This window comes from Crenalkalicoccus roseus, from assembly GCF_004761865.1.
Taxonomy (GTDB): domain Bacteria; phylum Pseudomonadota; class Alphaproteobacteria; order Acetobacterales; family Acetobacteraceae; genus Crenalkalicoccus; species Crenalkalicoccus roseus.
The window spans coordinates 29,216-43,169 of the sequence record NZ_SJDM01000020.1 but is presented as its reverse complement, the minus strand read 5'-3'; the positions used below and the strand labels follow the sequence as shown (position 1 = coordinate 43,169).

General features: G+C 76.6%; 11 protein-coding genes. 3 read left to right on the top strand and 8 right to left on the bottom strand.

The features are described from left to right. The first annotated feature begins 38 nt into the window (after window positions 1-38). Window positions 39-560 (top strand): DUF6525 family protein, encoded by a 522-nt coding sequence (locus ET526_RS22080; protein WP_338025360.1) that lies wholly within the window; start codon window positions 39-41, stop codon window positions 558-560. On the opposite strand, the gene ET526_RS13530 is transcribed toward ET526_RS22080, so the two are convergent. The 3 genes from ET526_RS13530 to ET526_RS22410 are packed head-to-tail and all read right to left on the bottom strand — an operon-like array spanning window position 469 to window position 6,525. Continuing rightward, the gene (locus ET526_RS13530) at window positions 469-1,716 is read right to left on the bottom strand and encodes an acyl-CoA dehydrogenase family protein (protein WP_135468234.1); all 1,248 of its coding nucleotides are present in this window, start codon (window positions 1,714-1,716) and stop codon (window positions 469-471) included. The genes ET526_RS22080 and ET526_RS13530 overlap by 92 nt on opposite strands. A 17-nt stretch (window positions 1,717-1,733) precedes the next feature. Beyond that, window positions 1,734-2,867 carry an acyl-CoA dehydrogenase family protein gene (locus ET526_RS13525; protein WP_135468233.1) on the bottom strand — a complete coding sequence of 378 codons (1,134 nt, stop codon included), beginning with the start codon at window positions 2,865-2,867 and terminating at the stop codon, window positions 1,734-1,736. A 58-nt stretch (window positions 2,868-2,925) separates the two neighbouring features. Next, entirely contained in the window at window positions 2,926-6,525 is a 3,600-nt protein-coding gene (locus ET526_RS22410; RefSeq protein ID WP_135468232.1) for a YhdP family protein, read from the bottom strand. A 17-nt stretch (window positions 6,526-6,542) separates the two neighbouring features. Between ET526_RS22410 and ET526_RS13515 the strand changes: the two genes are divergently transcribed. Further along, on the top strand, window positions 6,543-9,530 hold the full coding sequence (locus ET526_RS13515) for a bifunctional [glutamine synthetase] adenylyltransferase/[glutamine synthetase]-adenylyl-L-tyrosine phosphorylase (protein ID WP_135468231.1): 2,988 nt from the start codon (window positions 6,543-6,545) through the stop codon (window positions 9,528-9,530). A gap of 19 nt (window positions 9,531-9,549) precedes the next feature. Continuing rightward, window positions 9,550-10,047: a thioredoxin-dependent thiol peroxidase gene (gene bcp / locus ET526_RS13510; RefSeq protein WP_135468230.1), complete on the top strand. Its 498-nt coding sequence runs from the start codon at window positions 9,550-9,552 to the stop codon at window positions 10,045-10,047. A 66-nt stretch (window positions 10,048-10,113) separates the two neighbouring features. On the opposite strand, the gene ET526_RS13505 is transcribed toward bcp, so the two are convergent. The 5 genes from ET526_RS13505 to ET526_RS13485 all read right to left on the bottom strand — a co-directional run bounded on the left by ET526_RS13505 (window position 10,114) and on the right by ET526_RS13485 (window position 13,741). After that, the gene (locus ET526_RS13505) at window positions 10,114-10,743 is read right to left on the bottom strand and encodes an NF038132 family protein (RefSeq protein WP_135468229.1); all 630 of its coding nucleotides are present in this window, start codon (window positions 10,741-10,743) and stop codon (window positions 10,114-10,116) included. Further along, a complete protein-coding gene (locus ET526_RS21735) occupies window positions 10,715-10,927 on the bottom strand; it encodes a hypothetical protein (RefSeq protein WP_135468228.1) in 213 nt (70 codons plus the stop codon). Before ET526_RS21735 ends, ET526_RS13505 begins: the two co-directional genes overlap by 29 nt. A 195-nt stretch (window positions 10,928-11,122) precedes the next feature. After that, entirely contained in the window at window positions 11,123-11,536 is a 414-nt protein-coding gene (locus tag ET526_RS13495) for a hypothetical protein (protein WP_135468227.1), read from the bottom strand. 83 nt (window positions 11,537-11,619) lie between these two features. Beyond that, on the bottom strand, window positions 11,620-12,714 hold the full coding sequence (locus tag ET526_RS13490; protein ID WP_135468226.1) for a hypothetical protein: 1,095 nt from the start codon (window positions 12,712-12,714) through the stop codon (window positions 11,620-11,622). A 241-nt stretch (window positions 12,715-12,955) separates the two neighbouring features. Further along, entirely contained in the window at window positions 12,956-13,741 is a 786-nt protein-coding gene (locus ET526_RS13485; protein ID WP_135468225.1) for an enoyl-CoA hydratase, read from the bottom strand. Between the last annotated feature and the right edge of the window lie 213 nt (window positions 13,742-13,954).

The following is a 13,954-nucleotide window of genomic DNA, read 5'->3' as shown; positions in this document are numbered from 1 at the left end:
CGGGCCGGGGGATGTGAAGGGCTTCCCTACAACAGAATATGTTATATTATATCATTATGGTCTCCGACGCTCCCCGCCAGGACCGATCGCCGCGCGCCATGCTGCCGCCCTGGCGCGGCGGGGCACCGTCGAATGACGGGACCATCCGCGAGGCGATCTGGCGCCGCTTCCCGGGCGACGAGTGGGCCGCCTATGAGGCGCTGCCCCCGGCGGTGCGCAGGCGCATGCAGGAGCACGCCTACGACCCCTGGGCGGTCAACGCGCTCCTTCTCTGGCGCGCCTTCCGCCGCCAGACCGGGTGTGGCAGCCGCGCCGAACGCCGCCTGCTGCACTACCTCGACCTGTGCGAGGCGCTGGAGCGCGCGGCTTTCGCGGCTGCCTTCGTGCAGGCGCACGGCACGGCCCTGCCGCATGTTGCCGCGAAGGTCGAGGTGCTGCGCCGCGCTCGGCGCGTGCCCGGCCCTGCCTTCAGGACACCGCGTTGCGCGGCACCTCGCGGAACGGGCGGTCGGCGTCCGGGTTGGGTTCCTTCGGCATCCGCAGCACGCGCTCGGCGATGATGTTGCGCTGGATCTCGTCGGTGCCGCCGGCGATCGAGGTTGCGGGCACGGAGAGCAGGATCTCGGCGATCAGCCCGCCCATCGGACCGTCCTCGCCGCTCAGCAGCGCGTCAGCGCCGGCGATCTGGGTGTGCACCCGTGCCGCGGCGCGCGCCACGTGGCTCGCCACCAGCTTGCCGAGCGATCCTTCGGGCCCCTGCGGCCGCCCCTGCTCCTGCGCCGTGCGCGCGCGCCGCGCCAGCCACTCCGCCGCCCTGGACAGGGTCAGCAGCTTTGCGATCTCCTGCCGCAGCACCGGATCCCCGAGGCGGCCGGCGGCCCGCGCGCGCTCCATCACCAGGTCCACGCGGCCCGCGCGCTGCGGATACCACCGGTAGGGCTCCATGACGGTGGCGATCTCGGCCCGCTCCTCCTCGTAGATCCGCCCCGGGCGGTCGGAGCCGAGGGCCCAGCTCCGCAGGGCGTCGGCGCCGCGCCGCTCGTGCATCAGCGTGGTGGTCGCCACCGCCCATCCCTCCCCGACCTCGCCCACCAGGAATTCCGGCGGCACCTCGGCATCGGTCAGGAACACCTGGTTGAAGGAGGCATAACCGTTCATCTGGCGGAGCGGCCGCGCCTCCACGCCCGGCTGGCGCATGTCGATGATGAAGAAGGAGAGGCCCTTGTGCTTGGGCCGGTCCCAGTCGGTGCGCGCCAGCAGCAGCCCCCAATCGGCGTGGTGCGCGCTGGTGGTCCAGACCTTCTGGCCGTTGATGACCCACCGGTTGCCGCGGAACTCCGCCCGCGTCACCGCCGCGGCGACGTCGGAACCGCTGCCGGGCTCGCTGAAGAGCTGGCACCAGGTGTCCTCGCCGGTGAGGATGCGGCGCAGGAACCTCTCCTTGTGCAGCCGCGTGCCGTGGGCGAGGATCGTCGCCGCGGCCAGCATGCGGATGCCGGCCTTGGCGACGCCGACGGCGCCGATGCGCCGGAACTCCTCCTCCACCACCGGCACCAGGCCGACCGGCAGGTCGCGGCCGTACCACTCGCGCGGCCAGTGCGGCACGCCCCAGCCGGATTCGGCCAGCATGTGCCGCCACGCCACCAGCCCGCGCTCCGGGTCCCAATGCGCCTCCAGCCAGGCGCGGACCTCGGCCCGCACCGCCGCCTCGTCCATCGTCCTGCCCTCCCCGCTCACGCCGCCCAGTGGCGCATCATCAGCTCCCGGTGATGGTGCGCGTCGCCGAACAGCACCTCCGAGCCCTTGGCGCGCCGGAACCAGAGATGCGTGTCGTTGTCCCAGGTGAAGCCGATCCCGCCGTGGATCTGGATGGCGTGGATCGCGGTCTGCATGTAGGCGTCGGCGGCGCAGGCCTTGGCCAGCGAGGCGATGGCCGGCAGCTCCGCATCGTCCTCGTCGAGCGCCGCGGCGGCGTAGTAGGCGGCGGCCTTGGCCAGCTCCACATCCACCAGCATGTCGGCCGCCTTGTGCTTCATGGACTGGAAGGAGGCCACCGGCCGCCCGAACTGCACGCGCATCTTCGCGTAGGCGAGCGCGTCCTCGCGCAGCCGCTCGGCGCCGCCGACCATCTCGTTCGCCAGGCACACGGCGGCCTCCAGCATGGTCCGCGCGAAGGGCGCCGCCGCCCCGCCCGGCGCGCCGAGCGGCGCCGCCTCCACCCCGCGGAAGGTCAGGCGCGCCAGCTTGCGCGTCATGTCGATGGTGCGGAGCGGCCGCCGCTCCAGCCCCGGCGCGTCGCCGGGCACGGTGAACAGGGACAGCCCCTCCTCGCCCGCCGAGCCGGGGCCGCGCGCCAGCACCACGATCAGGTCGGCGGTGTGGCCGTCGAGCACGAAGCTCTTGTGCCCGTCGAGGCGCCAGCGCCCGCCTCCCGCCGGCGTCGCGGCCAGGGTGGTGGCGGCCGCGTCCCACCGCCCCGCATCCTCGGCGAAGGCGAGGGTCGCCACCGTCTCGCCGGAGGCGATGCCGGGCAGCAGCGCGCGCTTCTGCTCCTCCGTGCCGGCGTTTAGGATGGCGCCGGTCGCCAGCACCGCGGTGGCGAAGTAGGGGGCGCAGAGCAGCACCCGCCCCATCTCCTCGAGCACGATGCAGAGTTCGCCGAAGCCGAAGCCCTGCCCGCCATGGGCTTCCGGGATGCGCAGCGCGGTCAGGCCGAGCGCCGCGTTGGCGCGCCGCCAGCCCTCGCGCTCCCAGCCCGCCTCGGTTTCCATCAGCCGCCGCACCTCGGAGGGCGGCGACCGCTCCGCCAGGAAGCGCCGCAGGTTCGACCTGAACTCCTCCTGCTCGCGCGAGAACCCGAATTTCATCGGCGTTTCCTCCCGCGCCGACCATAGGCCCCCCACCCCAGGGCGTGAAGCCGCCGGCTCAGCGCTCGGTCGGGTCCGGCGGCGCCTGCCCGGCCCCGCCCTCGCCGAGCGCGAACAGCCCGCGCAGGAAGCCCGGCGTCAGCGCCGCCAGGGGGTTCACTGTCACCACCGGCTCGGCGAAGGGGCCCTGCACGCGGTAGGTGGCGGCGAAGACGCCGCCGCCGGCCTCGGGGCTGAACAGCCGTCCGAGGATCGGGATGTTGCCGAGAAGCTGGTTGAAGAACCAGGCGGGCACCAGCGTGCCCTCGATGTCGATGTGGCTGCGCTCGCGCCAGATGCGCCCCTTCGCCGTCAGCCCGAGCGAGGCGGAGAAGGCGCGCGCGTCGCGCAGCGTCAGCGCCTCCGGGGTCAGGGTGAAGGGCGCGACGAGGCGGGCGAAGGCGAGGCCGCTGCCGCCCTGCAGCGCCTCCAGCACGCCGTAGAGCGTCATCGCCTGCAGGAGCTTGCCGAGGGCGGGGGCGTTGCGCACCACGAACTGGTCGAGCTCGGCCGTGCCGATCAGCGGCGCGCCCGGCCGCGCCTCGGGGTAGACCGCGGTCACGCTCAGCCGCCCGCCCTCGATCGGGTCGGCGAGGTCGAGGGCGCGCAGCAGCGCCCCGCCATTCTCCGCCGTGAGGCGCAGGTGCCGCTCCTGCCCGCGCGGCGTGAGGGTGAAGGCGAAGGCCCCGCCCTGCGCCGCGGTGCGCCCCTCCGCCCGCGCCTCCCGCAGCACGCCGAGGGCGTCGGTGCGCGCGACCAGCGCCACGTCGAGCATGTCGCGCCCCGCCCCCATCGTCACCCGCCCGAAGCGGAGATCGAGCAGGAGCGGCGGGTCGGCCTCGCCGCCGCGCCCGCCCGGCGCGCCGCCGCGCGGCGCGAGGATCGGCCGCAGGTCGAGCAGCGGGCCGCGCAGCAGGACCGTCCAGGCCCCGCCCTCCTGCGCCGGCCGGCGCACCTCGCCGCCGAAGCGCGAGGCGCCGAGCGCGCCCTCGGTGATGTGCACCCGCTCCAGCCGCCCGGCGGGGCCGAAGCGGGCGGCGCCGCGCAGCGCGAGGCCGGCCGCGTCGAGCTGCATTGCCTCGGCGGCGAGCAGCGCCTCGCCCTGCAGCCGCAGCAGCGCCTGCGCCTGCCCCGCGGCGCCCGGCGGCTTCACCCAGCCGAGCCCTTCGGCGGCAAGGCGCGCCTCGCGCAGGTCGCCGCGCAGGGAGACCTGGCCCTGGCCGTTGCGGCGGCGCTCGAAGCGCGCCTCCACCGCCACCGGGCCGGCCAGCACGCCATGCGTCTCGAAGCCGAGCGCGGCGAGCTGCCGCGCCTCCATCCGGCCGGTGGCGGTGGCCCGCTCCACCACGCCCGCGGCCGGGCCGGGGCGGAAATCGGTCTCGTAGGAAAGGCGCAGCGGCGCGCCGACCAGCATGCCCTGGCCGGAGAGGCGCAGCCCCTCCGTGTCCACCGCCACCTCGAGAGCCGCGCGTTCGAGGTCCTGGCCGAGCAGCGCGTCGGTCAGCCGCGCCTCCGTCACCCGCCCGGCGGCGCGGATGCGCATCTGCTCGAGCGGCACCTCGCGCCAGAGCGGGAAGGCGATCGTCACCTGCGCCTCCGCCTGCCCCGCCGCGGCGCCGACCTCCAGCCGGCGCCGGTCGAACAGGTGCAGCCGCGGATGGCGGATCAGCGCGAACACCTCGGGCAGCGGGCCGGCCGTCTGCAGCGCGATCTCGATCTGTCCCGGAATGCCGGTGAGGTCGTGCAGGCGGATCCGCCCCTCGCGCAGCTCCAGCCCACCCCGGCCGCCCTCGCCGGCGAGCTGCCGTCCGCCGCGCAGGCGGAGCGCGATCTCGTCGAGGGAGAACTCGGCGGTCGCGTCCACGCCCTGCACAGGCGGCACCGGGCGCAGCCAGTGCACCGTCGCCCCGCGCGCCTCCGCCCTGCCCGACAGCGCGGTGAGGCGGAGCGAATCCGCGCCCTCCGGCATCGCCGCCTCGAAGCGCCACCGCCCGCCGACGACCTCGCCCGCGGTGATGTTGCCGGTGATCCATTCCCGCACGTCGCGCCGCAGGCCCTCGGGCCAGTAGGCGGCCAGATCGGCGAAGCGCACCCGGTCGAGCGAGAGGTCGAGCGCCCCCCGCCACCCCCCCGCGCCGCGCGCCGCCTCCCCCGCCGCCTCCAGCACCGGACCCGGCAGCGTGCCCCCCGGCGGCGCCGGCAGGCGGAGCGTGGCCCGTTCGAGCCGCACCGCCTCCGGCGTCAGCGTCGCGGCGAGCGCCGCCTCCCGCGCCGGAACCCGGCCGAGGGGTCCGAGATCGAGCAGCGGCGTCTCCAGCGCCAGGGCGAGGCGCGCCTCGCGCAGTGCCGCCTCCTCCAGCGCCTCGGAGGCACGGAAGGACAGGCGCAGCGAGGCGGCGCGGAGCCAGCCCGCCGGCAGCGCGCCGAGCACGGCCGCGCGCGCTTCCGGCGCCAGCCCCTCCGGCCAGTGCCGGCCGAGATGCGCCACCGAGAGCGGGGCGAGGGCGAGGTCGAGCGCCGCCTCCCAGGCCCCGCCCCGCAGCCGCGCCACCCCCTCCGCGGTCAGCACCGCCTCGGGGGGGCCGGGCAGGCGCAGCCGTGCCGCCCGCAGCCGCGCCGTCGCGCCCTCCGCCTCCAGCGCCGCCTCGAGCGCGGCGAAGCGGAGCGGCGCGCCGCCGAGCGCGAGCGCGCCCGCCCCCGCCTCCAGCCGGGCCTGCACCCGCTCCGGCTGCCCGTCCGGGCCGAGCTCCGCCGTGGCGACCAGGGCCACCGGCGCGTCGAGCACCCGGAGCGGGGCGAGGTCCGGCCAGATCGCGGCGAGTTCCGCCGGGCGCAGCGCCGGCAGGGCGAGCCCGGCCGAGGCGCGCATCGGCGCCCCGGCGGCGGCGCCGAACAGGCGCACCGGCACGGCGAGGCCGCCGCTGCGGATGGTGGCGGCGCCCTCGGCGGCGAGCCCGCCCTCGGCGCCGCGGCGGATGTCGAGCTCGGTGCCGGAGAGCGTCCAGCGGCGCCCGAGCCGCCGGTCCACCACCAGCACCTCGGCCTCGGTGACGCGCACGCGCCGCAGCGCCGCGTGCGCGGCGTGGTCGGCGGCCGGCCGCATCAGGTCGGAGAGCAGCACCTCGAAGGGCAGCGCGTCCGGGGCGGGCGGCGCCTCCTCCGGCGCCGGGGCGGGCGAGGAATCGAGGCTGACGCGCCCCTCCGCGTCGCGGTGCACGAGCAGCGCCGGGGCGCGCAGCAGGATGGTGGCCGGCGCGAGCCGCCCGCGCAGCAGCGCCGGCACGGAGAGCGTCACCGCCGCGTCGGGCAGGTCGGCCCCGAGCGCGCCCTCGCGCCCGATCAGGCGCACATCGGTCAGGCGGATCTCGAGCGGGGCCGCCGCCCCGCCGTGCCAGCCGCCCCACGCGATGGCGGCGCCGCCCACCTCGATCCGCATCCCCTCGCGCCCGGCATTCGCCGCCCGCTCGATCTGCCGCGCCAGGGGATCGAGGGCGAGCGGCCCCTCGGCCAGCCGCCAGGCCAGCGCGCCGAGGCCGACCGCGAGCAGCATGGCCAGCGCCAGCACCACCCGGATGAGCCGCTGCAGCCAACGCAGCGCTTGACCGAGGCCCGCCCTCAAGCGCCTCCTCCCCCGCCATGCCCGATGCCGTCATCGCCCCCGAGCGCCTGCCCCGCCCCTTCGACGCCGCGGCGGCCGACCGCCTGATCGAGCGCTTCGCCGAGCGCGACGCCGCCTGCCGCGCCTTCGCCGCGAGCGCCGAGGGCGCGGCGCTGCTCGCCGCCCTCGGCGGGCACAGCCCCTACCTCGCCGATCTCGCGCTGCGCGAGGCGCCGACCCTGCTGCGCCTGGCCGAGCGCGGCCCGGAGGAGGCGCAGGCGCTCGCCCTCGATCCGCTGACCCGCGCCGACCCGGCGGCGGGACGGGAGCAGGTGGCGGCGCTGCTGCGCCAGGCGAAGCGGCAATCGGCGCTGGTGGTGGCGGCGGCCGATCTCGCCGGGCTGTGGCCGCTCGACCGCGTCACCGGCGCGCTGTCGGACCTCGCGGAGCGGACGCTCGACTTCGCCTGCGCGCACCTGCTGCTCGCCGCCGCCGGGCGGGGCGAGCTGCGCCTTCCGCGCGGCGGCAACGGGCGGGCCGATCCGCGCGCCATCGGCCGCGGCAGCGGCCTTGTGGTGCTCGGCATGGGCAAGCTCGGCGCGCGGGAGCTCAACTACTCCTCGGATGTGGACCTCATGCTGCTCTACGACCCCGCGGCAGCCTACCATGCCGACCGGGCGGGGGCGCTGTTCGTGCGGCTCGCGCGCGATCTCGTGCGGCTGATGGAGGAGCGCACGGCGGAAGGCTACGTGTTCCGCACCGACCTCCGCCTGCGCCCCGACCCGGCGGCGACGCCGCTCGCCGTCTCCCTGCCCGCCGCCATCACCTACTACGAGTCCATGGGGCAGAACTGGGAGCGGGCGGCGATGATCAAGGCACGGCCGGTGGCCGCCGACCGCGCGCTCGGCGAGCAGTTCCTGCGCGAGATCCGCCCCTTCCTGTGGCGCCGCTCGCTCGACTTCGCCGCCGTCTCCGACATCCATTCGATCAAGCGGCAGATCCACGCCCACAAGGGCGCCAGGGGGGCGGGCGCGACCGTGGCGCTCGTCGGGCACGACGTCAAGCTCGGCCGGGGCGGGATCCGCGAGATCGAGTTCACCGTGCAGGTGCTGCAGCTCATCTGGGGCGGGCGCGACCCCGCGCTGCGCGACCCGACCACGCTCGGTGCGCTGGCCGCGCTGGTGGCGGCGGGGCGGCTCGAACGCCGCGCCGCAGTCGATCTCGCCGACGCCTACGTGTTCCTGCGCACGCTCGAGCACCGGCTGCAGATGGTGGCGGATCGCCAGACCCACCGCCTGCCGGAAGACGCGGAGGGCCTCGCGCGCATCGCCTCCTTCATGGGCTTCGCCTCCGCCGAGGCCTTCGCCGCGGAATTCCTGGCCCATCTCGGCCGCGTCGAGCGCCACTACGCCGGGCTGTTCGAGGCCGCCCCCGCCCTCTCCCGCGCCGGGGAGGCGGGGGGCAGCCTGGTCTTCACCGGGGTCGAGGACGACCCGGACACCATGGCGACGCTGCGCGCCATGGGCTTCGACGATCCCTCCTCGGTCGCCGCCATGGTGCGCGGCTGGCATCACGGCCGTCCGCGCGCGACGCGCAGCGAGCGGGCGCGCGAGCTGCTGACCGAGCTGATGCCCGCCCTCCTCGCCGCCTTCGGCCGCCAGCACCATCCGGGCCAGGCGCTGGCGCGCTTCGACTCGCTGCTGATGCGCCTGCCCGCAGGGGTGCAGGTGCTGAGCCTGCTCCACCGCAACCCGGCGCTGCTCGACCGCATCGCCGGGGTGCTCGGCGCGGCGCCGCAGCTCGCCGACCACCTGGCGCGCAACGTCTCGGCGCTGGACGGGCTGCTCGCCGGCGGCGTCGGGGCGAACGGACGCGACGGGCCGGAGCTCGGCCCCGACCCCGCCGCCGCCCTGCCCGCCCTGGTGAAGGATGCGCGCCACCTCGAGGAGGCGCTGGAGGTGGCGCGGCGCATCGCCACCGAGCGCAAATTCGACATCGATGTGGCGGCGCTGGAGGGGCGGCTCGACGCCGACACCGCCGGCGCGCTGCGCAGCGACCTGGCCGAGACCGCGATCGCCGCGCTGCTGCCGCGCATCGCCGCCGACTTCGCCGAGCGCTACGGCCGCGTGCCGGGCGGCGCCCTGGCGGTGGTGGCGCTCGGCAAGCTCGGCGGGCGGGAGATGCTGCCCGGCTCCGACCTCGACCTGGTGCTGATCTACGACCATGACCCGGAGGCGACCGGCAGCGAGGGCGGGCGCCGGTCCCTCGCGCCTTCGGAGTACTTCATCCGCCTCGCGCCGCAGGTGGTGGCCGCCATCACCGCGCCGGGCGCGGAGGGGCGGCTGTGGGAGGTGGACATGCGGCTCCGCCCCTCCGGCAGCAAGGGGCCGGTCGCCACCAGCCTCGCCTCCTTCGCGCGCTACCACCGCGCCGAGGCCTGGACCTGGGAGCGCATGGCGCTGACCCGGGCGCGGGTGATCGCCGGGCCGCCGGCGCTGAAGCGGCGGGTGACGGAGGCGGTGCGCGCGGCGCTGCTGCGCGCCGACGCGGCGGAGGCGGCGCCGGCCGATGCCGGGGCGATGCGCGCGCGCATGCTGCGCGACCTGCCGCCCGAGGGGCCGTGGGACTGGAAGCTGATGCCGGGCGGTCTGGTCGAGGTCGAGTTCGTCGCCCAGGCGCTGCAGCTCCGCCACGCCCCCTCGCGGCCCGAGGTGCTGGCGACGACGACACGAGTGGCCCTCGACCGCCTGGCGCGGGCGGGGGTGCTGCCGGAGGCGGAGGCGGCGGCGCTGATCCGCGCCGACCGGCTCTACCGCACCGTGCTCGGGCTGATCCGCCTGACCCAGGGCCGGACGCGGGAGGAGGCGCTGCCCGCCCCCGCCGAGGCGGCGCTGCTGCGCGCCGCCGCGCCGCTGCTCGAGGCGCCGGCGGTTGACCTCCCCGGGCTGCGCGCCGAGATGGAACGGCACGCGCGGCGCGTGCGCGCGGCGTTCAACCGCCACCTCGCCGATCTCGGCGGGATCTGACTGAGGGGGAGTTTCCGCCATGGCCAGCAGCAGCACCTCCACCGCCCAGGCGGGACCGGCCGAGGGCGACCCGGCGCCGGACTTCTCCATGCCGGCCTCCGGCGGGCGGAGGGTGAGCCTGGAGGCGCTGAAGGGGCAGCCCTTCCTGCTCTACTTCTACCCGAAGGCGGACACGCCGGGCTGCACGCGGCAGGCCTGCGGCCTCCAGGAGGCGCTGCCGCAACTCGGCCGCCTCGGACTGACCGTGATCGGCGTCAGCCCCGATCGGCTGCCGGCGATCGAGAAATTCGCCGCGAAATACGGGCTGGAATTCCCCCTCGCCTCGGACGAGGACCACAGGGTGGCCGAGGCCTACGGCGTGTGGGTGCGGAAATCCATGTACGGCAAGACCTACATGGGCATGGAGCGGTCGAGCTTCCTCATCGGCGCCGATGGCCGGGTGGCCAGGGTCTGGCGCAAGGTGAAGCCCGAGGCCCATGCCGCCCAGGTGATGGAGGCGGCGAAGGCGCTGGGGTGAGGCGGCGCGGGCTGTGGCCCCCCGCACGCCGCCGCCCCGGCGGCGACGGCGTGCGGGGCGCGCGGCTCAGGCCGCCTGGCGCCGCCGCAGCACGGCAAGGCCGGCGAGGCCGAGGCCGAACAGCGCCAGCGTGCCGGGCTCCGGCACCGGGGTGATCGGCACGCCGCCGACCGTCACGCCGGCGATGGCCATGCCGGAGTCGAAGGCGGTGTCGCCCCAGTTGGTGACGCCGAATTGCAGGTAGTAGGTGCCGCCGGCTCCGATCGTGTAGGAGGACTGGATCCAGCCGGTATAGCCGCACCCCGCAGCCCAGCACCCCCCTGAATCGGGCCCCAGCGCGGACCAGGCGGGCCCGCCGGGAATGATCGGCGTGCTGGGCGGGGTCAGCGTCGCCTCCGGCGCGGGCATGGCGAAGCCCGGCACGGTGTCGCCGCCCGGCGTGGTGCGGGCGGTGAACAGCAGCGCCACCTGGGTCAGGCTGTCATCCAGCAGCCGCGCCCAGGCATAGTCGGCGAAGCCGGCGCCGTCCGAGGTGACGTAGTTGAAGTAGAATGCCAGGGTGTCGCCGGCATCCGCGGAGAAGGCGGTGGTGGTCAGCCGGGACCCGTTGGTCGGGGTGCCGGTGCCGCCGACGCCGGTGAGCGCGCCGGCGTTCGTGACGCCCTGATTAGGTCGAGACGTACTGGTAGCTGCCATCGCCGACCGGAGCGGCCGCGACCACCCCGTCAGGCCCGAGGGTGCCGCAATTGCCAACGCAGCTCCAGCCGGCGGGGATCGGCGCCGCCTCTGCCTGGCCCGCGCTGAGCGCCAGGGCGGCGCCGGCGGCGACCGAGACGGAGAGGCTCCATCCCAGCAGCGTCCTGGATAATTTCGGGGTCATGATCCGGTGTCCTTGCCCGGGTTGCGCAGGTGTCGGCGCTCAGCCCCCTGGAGGCCAAGGCCGACACCAGCGGGGTAGCAAACCCCGTGCCGCGCAAGATTTCGTGTTCCGCCAAGGGCTTGGCATAGGGATGCACCGGCATGGACACGGAATGTAAGAATTTCCGACACATCCGGCCGGCGGACGGGGCGGCGCTCAGCCCACGGGCAGGGCGCAGCCTGGGCCGCTGCGGCGGAAGCCGGTGATCCGCCCCTCGCGGGATTCCAGCACCAGCACGCAGGGGGCCCCCGCGGCCTGCCCACCGAGACCGATGCCGATCCCGGTGCCCACCCCCCAGCCGCTGCCCCAGCCCCCGGTGCCGAAGCCGAGCCCGATGCCGGGGCGAAGCACGGGGCCCGGCGCGGGGCCGGCGAATTCGTAGTGCAGCAGCCGCCGGCCATCGCCCTCATAGCTCCGCTGCGGCACGCCAAGGGCGGCCACTGCCTCCGCCTCAGGCTGGCCGATCAGGGCGGCGATGCGGCGGTCGAAGGCCTCGGGGCTGGCGGTGGTGCAGCCGCCAAGGACCAGCAGGGACAGCAGGGCGGGAAGGCCATGGCGGCGGTTGCGCATCCGTGCGGGCTCCGGCGGGAGGTGACGCCCGGGACAACACCCGGCGCGCCTTGCGGATGCCGCGCCTCCTGCCGGCGGCCACGTCAGAACCGGCAGTACCGGTCGAAGAAGGCAAGCTCCGGCTCGGCGGGCACCGCGCCGGCGCGGAGCCGGGCGAGGATCTCGCGGCATTCGGGCGGAGGGTGGGGGCGCCGCGGCGCCGCAGCCGCTCCGGGCCAGTGCGGCGGCGGCGCGGCGATCGGCGGCAGGCCGTAAGGCGGCGACGGTGCCGGCTCCGGATGGGGCGGGGGCGAGGCTGGTCCCCCGGTGCGGGGTGGCGCGGCGATCGGCGGCAGGACCGCCGCCGGCGGTGGGGGCCGAGGCACTGGTTCCGCACGCGGCGGCGGCCCGGCGCGGGGCGGTGCGGCGATGGGTGGCAGGCTGGCCGGAGGCGGTGGCGGGGTTGCGGCCGAGGGTGGCGGCGACGCGGCAACCGGAGGCGAGGTCGCAGCCGAGGGTGGGGGTGGCGCGGCAGCAGGCGGTGGGCTGGCCGGAAGCGGCTGCGCGCCGGGTGGCGCGGTCGGCGCTGCCGCCGCGGAGTCCGAGGCGCCGGGCGTCACGGCGCCACCCGTCCGGGCAGCCTCCGGTGCCGCCCCGCCGCCCCCGGCCGGCGGCGGGGGGCGCTCCCGCCAGGGGGGCACCGCCGCCAGGGCGAGGCCGAGCCCCGCCGCCAGCGCCAGCAGGGCGGGCCAGCGCCAAGCCGCGCCGCGTCGCGCCGGCAGGGCGGCGGGCGGCGGGGCGGCGGTCAGCGCCCGCTCCACCGCCGCCATCCAGGCATCGCCGCCCGGCAGCGCGGGCGGCCGGTGCCGCGCGAAGGCGGCCTCAAGCGCCCCCGGCGTTCCGCCCGGCGCCTCGCGCAGCAGGACGACCGGCAGATGGCCCGGAAAGACGGCACCGAAGCGCGCGGCCGCGAGCCGGGCCCGCAGCCGCGTCGCGGCATCCTCGCCGGGCGGGCGCGGCGGCTCGACGAGCGCGACGCCGAAGGCCGGGTGCAGCAGCGCCAGCGGCACGGGCGGGCCGCCGCCGAGCGGGCAGTCGCGCAGCACCCGCCAGCCGCCCGCGGGCAGGCGCGGCGGGGCGGGCCGTGGCGGCGCGGCGCCGCGCGGGCGCGGCCGCGGCAGGGTGGCTCCGGTGGTCATGGCGGATGATCCGCCGCCTCAAATGGGACTTTCCCGCGGCGGACGGCTTCAAAGCCCGGCGAGGCTCCCGGGGCATGGTCCCGCCGGCGGGCGGCAGCAGTGCCGCGGCGCGATCCGCCCTGGTGGATCGCGCCGCCATGGCTCCGTGCTGAGCGACCGCCTCACCGCTCCGGCGGTTCCGCCTCCGCGGATCGGGCGATGGGCTGGAGCCGTTTCGGATTCACGCCCGAGTGGAGCGGCTCTAGCGCCGCCGGTCGAGGAAGGCGCGCATCATCCCCCGCGGCTCCTCGCTCTCCCAGGCGCGGGCGAAGGCCGGCACGCCCGCCGCCACCGCCTGGGAGAGCGGCACGTCCTCCCACTGGCGGATCAGCGCCTTCTGGTTGCGGATGGCCCGGGGGCCGGCGGCGCAGAGATGCGCCAGCCACTCCTCCACCGCCGCGTCCAGCGCCTCGGGCGCCACCACCCGCTCCACCAGCCCCCAGCCCTCCGCCTCCCCGGCCGTGATGGTCTCGCCGAGCAGCAGCAGCCGCCGCGTCCGCCCCCAGCCGATCAGCCCGGGCAGCAGCGCCGCCTCGACCACCGAGGGGATGCCGACGCGCACCTCGGGCATCCCGAAGCGGGCGGTGTCGGCGGCGAGGCGGAGGTCACAGGCCGCCGCCAGCTCCAGCCCCGCGCCGAGGGTCCAGCCGTTGATGCGGGCGATCACCGGCACCGGGCAGTCGCGCATCGCGGCGCAGCAGGCATGGACCTGCTCGATGAAGCCGGTGGCGGCGGCGCCGTCCGGGATCGCCGCCATCTCGCGGATGTCGGCACCGCCGACGAAGGCCTTCGGCCCGGCGCCGGTCAGCACCACCGCGCGCAGCGAGTCGAGCGCCGACAGCTCGGCCATGGCGGCGACGAGGCGCCGCATCAGCGGCGTGTTCAGCGTGTTCAGCTTCGCCTCGTGGGCGATGGTGACCCGCGCCACCTCCCCGCCCTCGGGCCGCGCCAGCCGCTCCACACGCACCTCGCCATGCTCCTGCGCCATCCGTCCGTTCCTCCGCTGGGCGGGCACTCTGCCCGGCGGCGCCGGAGGGCGGAAGGCAGGGCCAGGCATGGCACGCGTCGCGAAGCTGTGACGCCGGTTTCGCGCGCAAGCGGGCGGCGAGCATGGTCTGATCATGCAACCGACACCGCTTTTCAGTCCGCATTTCCAACATCCCACTGCCATGACCCTCCAGGCTCCGTCCCTCCTTCCGCC

What these genes read in the sequence shown, in the direction of transcription:
- ET526_RS22080 (WP_338025360.1), top strand. Translation starts at nt 39, where the DNA reads ATGTTATATTATATCATTATGGTCTCCGACGCTCCCCGCCAGGACCGA.
- ET526_RS13530 (WP_135468234.1), bottom strand. Translation starts at nt 1,716, where the DNA reads ATGGACGAGGCGGCGGTGCGGGCCGAGGTCCGCGCCTGGCTGGAGGCG.
- ET526_RS13525 (WP_135468233.1), bottom strand. Translation starts at nt 2,867, where the DNA reads ATGAAATTCGGGTTCTCGCGCGAGCAGGAGGAGTTCAGGTCGAACCTG.
- ET526_RS13515 (WP_135468231.1), top strand. Translation starts at nt 6,543, where the DNA reads ATGCCCGATGCCGTCATCGCCCCCGAGCGCCTGCCCCGCCCCTTCGAC.
- bcp (WP_135468230.1), top strand. Translation starts at nt 9,550, where the DNA reads ATGGCCAGCAGCAGCACCTCCACCGCCCAGGCGGGACCGGCCGAGGGC.
- ET526_RS13505 (WP_135468229.1), bottom strand. Translation starts at nt 10,743, where the DNA reads ATGGCAGCTACCAGTACGTCTCGACCTAATCAGGGCGTCACGAACGCC.
- ET526_RS21735 (WP_135468228.1), bottom strand. Translation starts at nt 10,927, where the DNA reads ATGACCCCGAAATTATCCAGGACGCTGCTGGGATGGAGCCTCTCCGTC.
- ET526_RS13495 (WP_135468227.1), bottom strand. Translation starts at nt 11,536, where the DNA reads ATGCGCAACCGCCGCCATGGCCTTCCCGCCCTGCTGTCCCTGCTGGTC.
- ET526_RS13490 (WP_135468226.1), bottom strand. Translation starts at nt 12,714, where the DNA reads ATGACCACCGGAGCCACCCTGCCGCGGCCGCGCCCGCGCGGCGCCGCG.
- ET526_RS13485 (WP_135468225.1), bottom strand. Translation starts at nt 13,741, where the DNA reads ATGGCGCAGGAGCATGGCGAGGTGCGTGTGGAGCGGCTGGCGCGGCCC.